Consider the following 9,225-nt stretch of genomic DNA (forward strand, 5'->3'; position numbering starts at 1 on the left):
CCGAAGGGTTCCCGCTGCTGAAGCATCCGCAGCACGCCCTTCCATATCGAGGGGCCACCCTTGCGCTGGGCCGAACTCTATTTCCGGGCGACCGGTTCAGCTACAAGCGGACACTGTCGCGCTAGCGACAGCGCCGTACCCGCATCATCCGCGCTGCGGCAGCTTCCAGCCCGGCCGGATGAAGTGGCACGTGTAGCCGTTCGGATAGCGTTCCAGATAGTCCTGGTGCTCGGGCTCTGCCTCCCAGAACGGGCCTGCAGGCGCAACTTCCGTCACAGCCTTGCCAGGCCACAGGCCTGACGCATTGACGTCGGCGATCGTGTCTTCCGCTACCTGCTTCTGCGCATCGTCCCGATAGAAGATCGCCGAGCGGTAGCTTGTGCCGACATCGTTTCCCTGACGGTTCTTGGTGGTCGGGTCGTGGATCTGGAAGAAGAACTCCAGGATCTGGCGATAGCTGACCTGCTGCGGATTGAACACGACTTCGATTGCTTCTGCGTGGGTGCCATGGTTGCGGTAGGTGGCATTCGGCACGTCGCCGCCGCTGTAGCCCACGCGCGTTGCCAATACGCCCGGGTACCGTCGCAGCAGGTCCTGCATGCCCCAGAAGCAGCCGCCTGCCAGGATAGCGATTTCGCTTTGCGTCGTCATGGTTCTCCCTCTCTGTTCGGTTGCTGCCGCACCGCGTATGACTCGCCGCGCCGGCACATTCGCGCATTGTGCACGATAGCCCGCCGCGGCGTGCAGCCAGGAACTGAGCTGCAACCGCTGCGCCGCTTTCAGGGTCTGCAACAGCTGGCTCCGCTTTCCTGTTCCTGCAGTTCCCACGCGTTCTTTCCCGTTGCCGAGTCGCGGCACGCGTTCGAGCTCAGCTCCTGCACCTTGCACTCCTGGCGGCGTTCTGGGATTCCGTCATTATCAATGCATTTATGTACGTACATAATAACGCGGATACCCACCCGAATTTGGTGGGCATTATTCGCCTTATGCAAACGCATTCCATAGCCATGACGCACCGAAATCCAGTTGACATTGTCCGTTTCGCCAATCACTATGTACGTACATATAGCAAGGCAGCAGAACACGCAACCAGGGCCATGAGGGACAAGGAAACGCATATGAAGAAGGACCGCAGCGGCAACTATTTCGAGGACTTCCGCGTCGGCATGAAGATCAGCCATGCCACGCCGCGCACGCTGACCGAAGGTGACCGCAGCCTGTATATCGGGCTGACCGGCAGCCGCACGGCGTTGTGCACCGCAGAGACCAATGCCCGGCACCTGGGCTTCGAGCATCGACCGCTGGAAGACATGCTGGTGTTCAACACGGCGTTCGGCAAGACGGTGCCCGATATCTCTCTCAATGCCGTGGCGAACCTCGGCTATGCGGAAGTGCGTTTTGTCTCGCACGTCTATCCGGGCGACACGCTGGCCGTGGGAACCGAAGTGATCGGTCTCAAGGAGAACTCCAACCGCAAGAGCGGCGTGGTCTACGTGCGCTCGACCGCGCGCAACCAGCATGGCCGCGAAGTGCTGAGATGGGTGCGCTGGGTGATGGTGCACAAGCGCGACCACGGCGCCGTGTGCGGCGAAGCAGTGGTGCCGTCCACCCAGGCCGTGGTACCAGCCGAGCGCCTGCGCCGTAGCGACTACACGGCGCGCGTGCGCGAGATCACGGGCATGACGGGCTTCGATGACCTGTGGGAGGACTACGCGATAGGCGAGCGCATCGACCACCCGGGCGCGATGACGATCAACGACAGCGACCACAGCCTCGCTACGCGCCTGTACCAGAACACGGCCCGGGCTCACTTCGACGGGCACGCCATGGCCGCAAACGGCGGGCAACGCCTGGTCTACGGCGGGCACATCATCTCGGTATGCCGCGCGCTGGCCTATGACGGGCTGGAGAACGGCCTGTCAATCATTGCGATCAACGGGGGCAGCCACGTGAACCCGACCTATGCGGGCGACACCATCGCGTGCGCGACGCAGGTGCTGGAGAAAGTCGACCTCGGCCAGGAGCACGTCGGTGCGCTGCGCCTGCGCATGATCGGCGTAAAGAACGCCAGCGGCACCTCAATCGCCTTTCCGGAGCCGGGCCAGGGCAGGGCGGCGCACCCGTCCAATGTCGTGCTGGACCTCGACTACACCATCGCCATCCCGAAACGCCAGCGGTAAGCCCCACGCGCGGCCTGCCTCAATGCACATCACTTATCAGCGAGACAAGACATGACCACCGCAACGCATCCGAACGACGCCCTGTTTGCCGGCGAAAAATCCTTCCCGGTGCTGGCCGCCTGCGAGCACTTCGCCGGCAGCGAAAAGCTGATCGGCAAGGCTATGGACCTGCAGGTCGAGTACGGCCCGGTCTTCGACGTGACCTGCGACTGCGAAGACGGCGCCGCCGCCGGCCAGGAACGCGAGCACGCCGAGATGGTTGCGCGCATGATCGCCTCGGACCGCAACGTCCACGGCCGTGCCGGTGCCCGTATCCATGACCCGTCGCATCCGGCTTGGCGCCAGGATGTGGACATCATCGTGAACGGCGCTGGCGGCCGGCTCGCCTATATCACGGTGCCCAAGGCAACCAACAGCGGGCAGGTCGCGGAAGTCATCCGCTATATCGGCGACGTCGCCAAGCGCGCCGGCCTGGACAAGCCCGTGCCGGTGCACGTGCTGATCGAAACCCACGGCGCGTTGCGCGACGTGTTCCAGATCGCGGAACTGCCCAACATCGAAGTGCTCGACTTCGGCCTGATGGACTTCGTCAGCGGCCACCACGGCGCGATTCCGGCCGCCGCCATGCGCAGCCCGGGCCAGTTCGAGCACGCGCTGCTCGCGCGCGCGAAGGCCGACATGGTTGCGGCGGCACTGGCCAACGGCATCGTGCCGGCGCACAACGTGTGCCTGAACCTGAAGGACGCCGAGGTCATCGCCAGCGACGCGCGCCGTGCACGCAACGAGTTCGGCTTCCTGCGCATGTGGAGCATCTATCCGGCGCAGATCCAGCCGATCGTCAACGCCATGCGGCCGGACTTCACCGAAGTGGAAGATGCCGCCGGCATCCTGGTGGTCGCGCAGGACGCCGACTGGGGCCCCATCCAGTACAAGGGCGAACTGCACGACCGCGCCACCTACCGCTACTTCTGGGAAGTGCTGCAGAAGGCGAAGGTGACCGGCATGGCGGTGCCGGCCGAAGCGGAGCGGCGCTTTTTTGTCAACTGACTTCGCCAACTGAAGGCGCAGGAGCGGAACCGCACCGGCATCGTAAAATGTGCACACCCTCCGATTCCCCCCCCGCCGCCATGACCGCCGCGCCCCTGAAGGACAGCAAGCCCAAACCCGATCTGCCGGGTGCCCCGACCCGATACGCCGAACTCGCCAGCATGCTGGTGAAGGACATCGTGGAAGGGCGCCGCGTGGTGGGCAGCCTGCTGCCGACGGAACATGAACTGGCCGAACAGCACGGCGTGAGCCGCCACACGGTGCGCGCCTCGCTGCGCATGCTGCAGGACCTCGGCTATATCTCGCGCAAGAAGGCGGTGGGCACCATCGTCGAGAACGCCAACCCGAATGCGGCCTATACGCAATCGTTCGGCACGGCAGAAGACCTGGTGCGCGTGGCCGCCACCGAAGTGCGGGCCATCGACGACGTGCGCGATGTCACGCTGGACCGCGCGCTGGCACGCCGGCTCGAAGCGCCGGTGGGCAGCGCGTGGGTCTTGCTCAGCGGCACGCGTGTGGACGCGCGCAAGGGCAGCACGCCGGTGGCGCGCGCCGACATCTATATCGACGCTTCGCTGGCGGGACTCGTCGATACCATCCGCAATCATCCGCAAACGCTGGTCAGCGCGCTGATCGAGCGCGAGCGCGCGACTGCCATTGCGGAGATCCGCCAAGTGGTGACCGCCACGCTAATCGACGAGCCGCTGTCCACGCAGCTTGGCGTGCCGGCGGGGTCGGCGGGGCTGCGGCTGATCCGCCATTACAAGGAAAGCTCCGGCAAGATCCTCGAGATCACGGACACCGTCTATCCGGCCGACCGCGTGTCGGTGGCATTCCAGCTCAAGCGCAGCCGCGGGCCCGCCATCGGGCTGTAGCGCTATCCCGCCAGCGCTTTGGCAGCTTCCCCGATACGCTCCGCGAGCCGGCTCGCGACGGGCTGGCGGCTATGCGGCGCACGTTCGACCAGCCCGACTTCGCGATAGAACGTATCGTCTCCCAGCGACAGCGCGGTGACGCCGGCGGGCCGTTGGCCCTCAGCCAGCGTACGCGGCGACAGCCCGACACCGAGCCCGCGTGCGACGAGTTGCGCGATGCCTTCCAGTTCATCGAGTTCGATCGCTTCCTGCACGACCACGCGCTGCTGGCGCAGGAACTGGTCGACCAGCCGGCCGCCAAACGAACCCCGGTCATAGCGGATGAACGGCGCCGATTCGATCGCTTCACGCCAGTGGAGGCCGGCCATGGCAGCCGGCACCAGCAATTCGAACGGCTCGCGCAGCAGCGGGCGCCAGTCCAATTCGGCAGGCAGCGCATAGGGCGGCCGGATCAGCACGGCGATATCGATATCGCCGGCATCGACCTGCCCGAGCAGGCTCAGCGACACCCCCGGCACCATGCGCACGCGGCAGGCCGGCAATTCGGCGCGGAAACTTGCAATGGCATCCGGCAGGAACGTCACCTGCGCGGAAGCAATGGCGCCGATACGCACCATGCCGCCTTGCGCGTCCGGCCCCTGGTGGCCGATACGCTCATACAGGGCAACGAGTTCCTCGGCCAGCGCCAGCGTGTCGCGGCCGGCGGCATTGAGCCGTGCCGAGCGCCCGGTGCGATCGAACAGCGGGAAACCGACTTCTTCCTCCAGCCGCTGGATTTGTGCGCTGACGGCCGACTGGGTCAGGCCGATCCGCGCGCCGGCGCCGGCAAAGGTACCGTGTCGGGCCACGGCGATGAAAGTGCGCAGTTCACGCAGCATGATGGTAAATGATCGAAATTTGTGTTGCTCAGAGCGAAAATATATCGCTTTTCATCATCATTCGTCATGCTTAGACTTGGCTCCATGGGTCGGCGGAGGATTTCGCAGGCCCGCCCCGCAAAAACCGTCATCCATTGAGAGCCCCTACCATGAGCGCAGCCGCTGCCGTCGTGCCTCCGTTTCACCTGGCCTTTCCCGTCCACAGCCTTGCCAGCGCGCGGGAGTTCTACGGCGCACTGCTCGGCTGCCCGGAAGGCCGCAGTTCCGATGCGTGGATCGACTTCAACTTCTACGGCCACCAGATCGTCGCGCACCTGTCGCCAGACGAATGCGGCCACCGCGGCACCAGCGCGGTGGACGGCGACAACGTGCCGGTGCGCCACTTCGGCGTGGTGCTGTCGATGGAAGCCTGGCAGGCCGCGGCGGACAAGCTGAGCGCGGCCGGCGTGGAGTTCGTCATCGAACCGCATGTCCGCTTCAAGGGCCAGGTCGGCGAACAGGCCACCATGTTCTTCCTGGACCCGTCGGGCAATGCGCTCGAATTCAAGGCGTTTGCGGATATGTCGTCGCTGTTCGCGAAGTAGGCGTCTCTGGCCGGACGCCTTTCAGGATCCGATTCCGGCCTCCTCCACCAGACGGTCCCGCACGAAGCCCAAAAACGTACGCACGCCTTCGGGCAGCGTGCGGCCGGCCAGCGTCTGCAGTTCGATGGCGCGGCTTTTCATGCCGCGCTCGCGGATCGTCGCGGCATGGAGTTCGCCACGGCGCAGGCGGTCGCCGACCGTGACCCCGCCTGAGATCGACAGCCCGCCACCGTGCAGCACGAAGCTGGTCAGCGTCTCGAACTGGTTGCTGACCAGCACCGGTTCGAACGCAACGCCACGCTCACCGCAGGCAATGTCAAACAGCTGGCGCACCGTGTTGTCGCCCTCGGGCAGCGCAAGCGGATACGGCAGCATCTGCGACAGCGTGATGCTGCGGAACCGCGCGAGCGCGTGATCGGGCCGCATGATCGCAATCACGGGCGCCGCCTGCCTATGCTCGACCCGGATGCCTTGTTCGGCGGCACGGCTGTACGTGATGCCGATATCGGCGTCGCCGTGCAGCACAATGCCGGTTACCTCGGCCGGCGGTGCCACGCGCACATGAAAATGCAGCCCCGGATAGCGTTCGCGGAAATCGGCAATGGCGCGTGGCAGGAATTCGATCGCAAACCCGGCCGAACTCGCCACCCGCACGCGCCCGCGCCGCAGACCTTGCAGCGCATCGATTTCCGTCACGACACGATCAGCCTCCAGCGCATTGCGCAGCGCATAGGCGGCCAGCAACTCGCCCGCCGCGCTGGCCACCATGCCGCGCGGCCGGCGGTCGAACAGCGGCACCCCCAGCCATGACTCGAGCGCCGCAACCTGCCGGCTGACCGCGGACACCGTGACGTTTAGCCGCTGCGCCGCCTCGGTCAGCGAGCCGGCGCGAACGACTTCCAGGAAATAGCGCAGCGAGGTGTCCTGCAGGCGGTGCGACAGCATCGATCGTGGCTCCGGGATTGGCTTCCGGGTTTGTACCACGTTTGTGTTTTACGCAAGGGTATTTGAAAAATTCCTCGATTGTAGGAAAACCACGCCGACCCTATGCTCTTTCCTGACCAGACAGGAGACAGGCTTCCCATGAGCGCGATTCCCAGCATTCCGACCGATTCCATCATTGATCTCGACGCCGTTGCCCTGTCCCGGGCCATCCATGCGCGCGAGGTGTCGTGCGTGGAGGTGCTTGATGCCTACCTGAGCCAGATCGACCGCCACAACCCGCGCGTCAATGCCATTGTGGCGCCGATGGACCGGGATCCATTGCGAAAGCAGGCGGCGGGCCTCGATGACGAACTCGCCCGGGGGGCCAGCCGCGGTCCGTTGCACGGTTTTCCGCAGGCGCCCAAAGACATCATGCCGGCCGCCGGCATGGTCACCACCAAGGGCTCGCCGATCTTCGCCGGACAAGTCAGCCAGACCGACGCAGTGGTCTTCGAACGCATGCGCGCCGGCGGCGCGTTGTTCGTCGGCCGCACCAATTCACCCGAGTTCGGCCTGGGCGGCCACACGTACAACCCGATCTACGGCACCACGCGCAATGCCTGGGATCCGGCACGCTCGGCCGGCGGCAGCAGCGGCGGGGCGGCCGTAGCGGTGGCGCTGCGCATGCTTCCGGTGGCCGATGGCTCGGACATGATGGGATCGCTGCGGACGCCGGCCGCGTTCAACCATGTCTATGGGCTGCGCACCTCGTTCGGCTGCGTGCCGCATGGCCCGTCCGAGGAAGTGTTCTTCCAGCAGTTCAGCGTAGCCGGCCCGATGGCGCGCAATGTGCCGGACCTGGCGTTGCTGCTGTCGGTTCAGGCGGGCTTCGACGCGCGCTTGCCGCTGACGCGCCGCACCGAAGCGCCCGGCAGCTTTGCGCTGCCGCCCGAGCGCGACTGGGCTGGCGTGCGCATTGGCTGGCTCGGCGACCTCGGCGGCCACCTGCCGACCGAACCCGGCCTGCTTGATACATGCGTCATGGCGCTCAGCCATCTACGGGCGATCGGCTGCACAGTCGATGCCGCACTGCCGGATTTCAACCTCGAACGCCTGTGGCACGCATGGATCGACCTGCGCAGCTTTGCTGTGGCCGGCGCCAACGGCGCGCTGTACCGCGATCCCGCGAAGCGCGCGTTGCTCAAGCCGGAAGCCGTCTGGGAAATCGAGCGCGGGCTGGCGCTGTCAGGCTCCCGCGTGTACGAGGCCATGGCGATACGTAGCACGTGGTACCAGGCACTGCGCACGCTGTTCGAGCGCTTCGACTACCTCGTCATGCCGGCCGCGCAGGTGTTCCCGTTCGACGCCGATATGGACTGGCCCCATGCGATCGACGGGCGCGACATGGACACGTATCACCGCTGGATGCAGGCCGTGGTGCCCGCGACCATGGCCGGCCTGCCCGCGCTGGCCGCGCCCGCGGGCTTTGGCCGCGGCGGGCTGCCGGCCGGCATCCAGATCATCGGCCCGGCGCAGGCGGACGCGGAGGTGCTGCAGCTTGGCCACGCCTATGACCAGGCGGGCGGCTTCTCGCGCGTGCGCAGCCCCTGGCTGGCGTAGGTGCCAGACCGACCGACACATCGAGTTTGTCCACGGGCAGCAAGCTGCTGGCCGTGTTGACCGCATGGCTTCGTCTTTCCCCAAACAGCAGGCAGGAGTTGAACCGATGACCGTAACCCCCACCAAGCTTTTCCTTGCATGCACCGGCCTGGCCGCCATGCTGGCCACCGCGCCCGCCGCCGCGCAGGGTCCGTCGTATCCGGACCGGCCGATCCGGCTCGTGGTGCCCTTTGCCGCTGGCGGGGCCACTGATCTGCTGGGCCGCTTGCTGGCGGTTGGCCTTGGCGAGAAGCTAGGCCAGACGGTGGTGGTGGAGAACAAACCCGGCGCGAGCACGGTAGTCGGCGCCGCACAGGTCGCCAAGGCCCCGCCCGATGGCTACACGCTGCTGCTGGCCGCAAGTACCACACTCACGCTGAACCCTGCGATCCGCCAGAACATCGCGTACGACCCGGTCAAGAGCTTCACGCCACTGGGGCTCGTTGCCGACATGAGCCTGGTACTGGTTGCCAACCCCGAGGTTCCGGTGAACTCGCTCAAGGACCTGGTGGCACAGGCAAAGGCGAACCCCGACAAGTTTTCCTACGGCTCGTTCGGTGCGGGATCGTCGGTCCATTTCGGCGGCGAGATGCTGAAATCCGCCACCGGTATCCGCATGGTTCACGTGCCGTTCAATGGCAGCGCCCCGAGCCTGACCGCGCTGGCCGGCGGGCAGGTCCAGGTCGCCGTCGATACCGTGGTCGCCAGCCTGCCGCTGATCAAGGGCGGCAAGATCAAGCCAATCGCGGTGCTTTCGGCGCAACGGCTACCGGCGCTGCCACAGGTGCCTACAGTGGCCGAAAGTGGCTATCCGGGCTTCCAGATGGGGACCTGGTTCGCACTGATGGCGCCGGCAGGGCTGCCGGCGCCGGTCGCCCAGAAGCTGGAAAAGGCGCTCGCGGAAGTCGCCAACGCACCGTCAACCAAAGCGCGGATGGTCGAGCTGGCGCTGACGCCAGCTTATGGCAATGGCGCCGCCGTCAAGGCGCGCGTCGAAAAGGAGCTGCCGGAAATGCGCGCGGTGGCGGCAAGGGCCGATATTCGGGCGGAGTAGGGCGCGGAGGACCGACGGCCGGGC

Annotated in this window: 9 protein-coding genes; 6 read left to right on the top strand and 3 right to left on the bottom strand. The window is 66.0% G+C overall.

Translation table 11 applies throughout. From position 1 onward, the window contains the following. Positions 1-144: 144 nt before the first annotated feature. A complete protein-coding gene (msrA, locus tag ACIGJG_RS28720; protein WP_483673533.1) occupies positions 145-651 on the bottom strand; it encodes a peptide-methionine (S)-S-oxide reductase MsrA in 507 nt (168 codons plus the stop codon). A 467-nt stretch (positions 652-1,118) separates the two neighbouring features. Between msrA and ACIGJG_RS28725 the strand changes: the two genes are divergently transcribed. The 3 genes from ACIGJG_RS28725 (at position 1,119) to ACIGJG_RS28735 (ending at position 4,102) form a co-directional block, all read left to right on the top strand. After that, positions 1,119-2,180 carry a MaoC family dehydratase gene (locus tag ACIGJG_RS28725; protein ID WP_483673534.1) on the top strand — a complete coding sequence of 354 codons (1,062 nt, stop codon included), beginning with the start codon at positions 1,119-1,121 and terminating at the stop codon, positions 2,178-2,180. A gap of 51 nt (positions 2,181-2,231) precedes the next feature. After that, positions 2,232-3,227, top strand: a complete 996-nt coding sequence (locus ACIGJG_RS28730) for an HpcH/HpaI aldolase/citrate lyase family protein (protein ID WP_483673535.1) — start codon at positions 2,232-2,234, stop codon at positions 3,225-3,227. 80 nt (positions 3,228-3,307) lie between these two features. Further along, positions 3,308-4,102, top strand: coding sequence for a GntR family transcriptional regulator (locus ACIGJG_RS28735; RefSeq protein WP_483673536.1), 795 nt, complete (start codon positions 3,308-3,310; stop codon positions 4,100-4,102). A gap of 2 nt (positions 4,103-4,104) precedes the next feature. Here the strand turns inward: ACIGJG_RS28735 and ACIGJG_RS28740 are convergent, their stop codons facing one another. Next, positions 4,105-4,980: a LysR family transcriptional regulator gene (locus ACIGJG_RS28740; RefSeq protein ID WP_011300266.1), complete on the bottom strand. Its 876-nt coding sequence runs from the start codon at positions 4,978-4,980 to the stop codon at positions 4,105-4,107. Between the two features lie 149 nt (positions 4,981-5,129). Here ACIGJG_RS28740 and ACIGJG_RS28745 point away from each other — a divergent pair, with 149 nt between their 5' ends. Beyond that, positions 5,130-5,564 (top strand): VOC family protein, encoded by a 435-nt coding sequence (locus ACIGJG_RS28745; RefSeq protein WP_483673538.1) that lies wholly within the window; start codon positions 5,130-5,132, stop codon positions 5,562-5,564. Between the two features lie 21 nt (positions 5,565-5,585). On the opposite strand, the gene ACIGJG_RS28750 is transcribed toward ACIGJG_RS28745, so the two are convergent. Next, a complete protein-coding gene (locus ACIGJG_RS28750; RefSeq protein ID WP_483673539.1) occupies positions 5,586-6,509 on the bottom strand; it encodes a LysR family transcriptional regulator in 924 nt (307 codons plus the stop codon). A 138-nt stretch (positions 6,510-6,647) separates the two neighbouring features. On the opposite strand from ACIGJG_RS28750, the gene ACIGJG_RS28755 reads away from it, so the two are divergent. Next, entirely contained in the window at positions 6,648-8,108 is a 1,461-nt protein-coding gene (locus tag ACIGJG_RS28755) for an amidase (protein ID WP_220630346.1), read from the top strand. A gap of 106 nt (positions 8,109-8,214) precedes the next feature. After that, a complete protein-coding gene (locus tag ACIGJG_RS28760; RefSeq protein ID WP_483673540.1) occupies positions 8,215-9,201 on the top strand; it encodes a Bug family tripartite tricarboxylate transporter substrate binding protein in 987 nt (328 codons plus the stop codon). The last annotated feature ends 24 nt before the right edge of the window (positions 9,202-9,225 follow it).

It is taken from the genome of Cupriavidus sp. C1SS-2L (genome assembly GCF_057073735.1).

Bases quoted from the DNA above. Each gene is read 5' to 3' on its own strand.
- msrA (WP_483673533.1), bottom strand. From the start codon at position 651: ATGACGACGCAAAGCGAAATCGCTATCCTGGCAGGCGGCTGCTTCTGG.
- ACIGJG_RS28725 (WP_483673534.1), top strand. From the start codon at position 1,119: ATGAAGAAGGACCGCAGCGGCAACTATTTCGAGGACTTCCGCGTCGGC.
- ACIGJG_RS28730 (WP_483673535.1), top strand. From the start codon at position 2,232: ATGACCACCGCAACGCATCCGAACGACGCCCTGTTTGCCGGCGAAAAA.
- ACIGJG_RS28735 (WP_483673536.1), top strand. From the start codon at position 3,308: ATGACCGCCGCGCCCCTGAAGGACAGCAAGCCCAAACCCGATCTGCCG.
- ACIGJG_RS28740 (WP_011300266.1), bottom strand. From the start codon at position 4,980: ATGCTGCGTGAACTGCGCACTTTCATCGCCGTGGCCCGACACGGTACC.
- ACIGJG_RS28745 (WP_483673538.1), top strand. From the start codon at position 5,130: ATGAGCGCAGCCGCTGCCGTCGTGCCTCCGTTTCACCTGGCCTTTCCC.
- ACIGJG_RS28750 (WP_483673539.1), bottom strand. From the start codon at position 6,509: ATGCTGTCGCACCGCCTGCAGGACACCTCGCTGCGCTATTTCCTGGAA.
- ACIGJG_RS28755 (WP_220630346.1), top strand. From the start codon at position 6,648: ATGAGCGCGATTCCCAGCATTCCGACCGATTCCATCATTGATCTCGAC.
- ACIGJG_RS28760 (WP_483673540.1), top strand. From the start codon at position 8,215: ATGACCGTAACCCCCACCAAGCTTTTCCTTGCATGCACCGGCCTGGCC.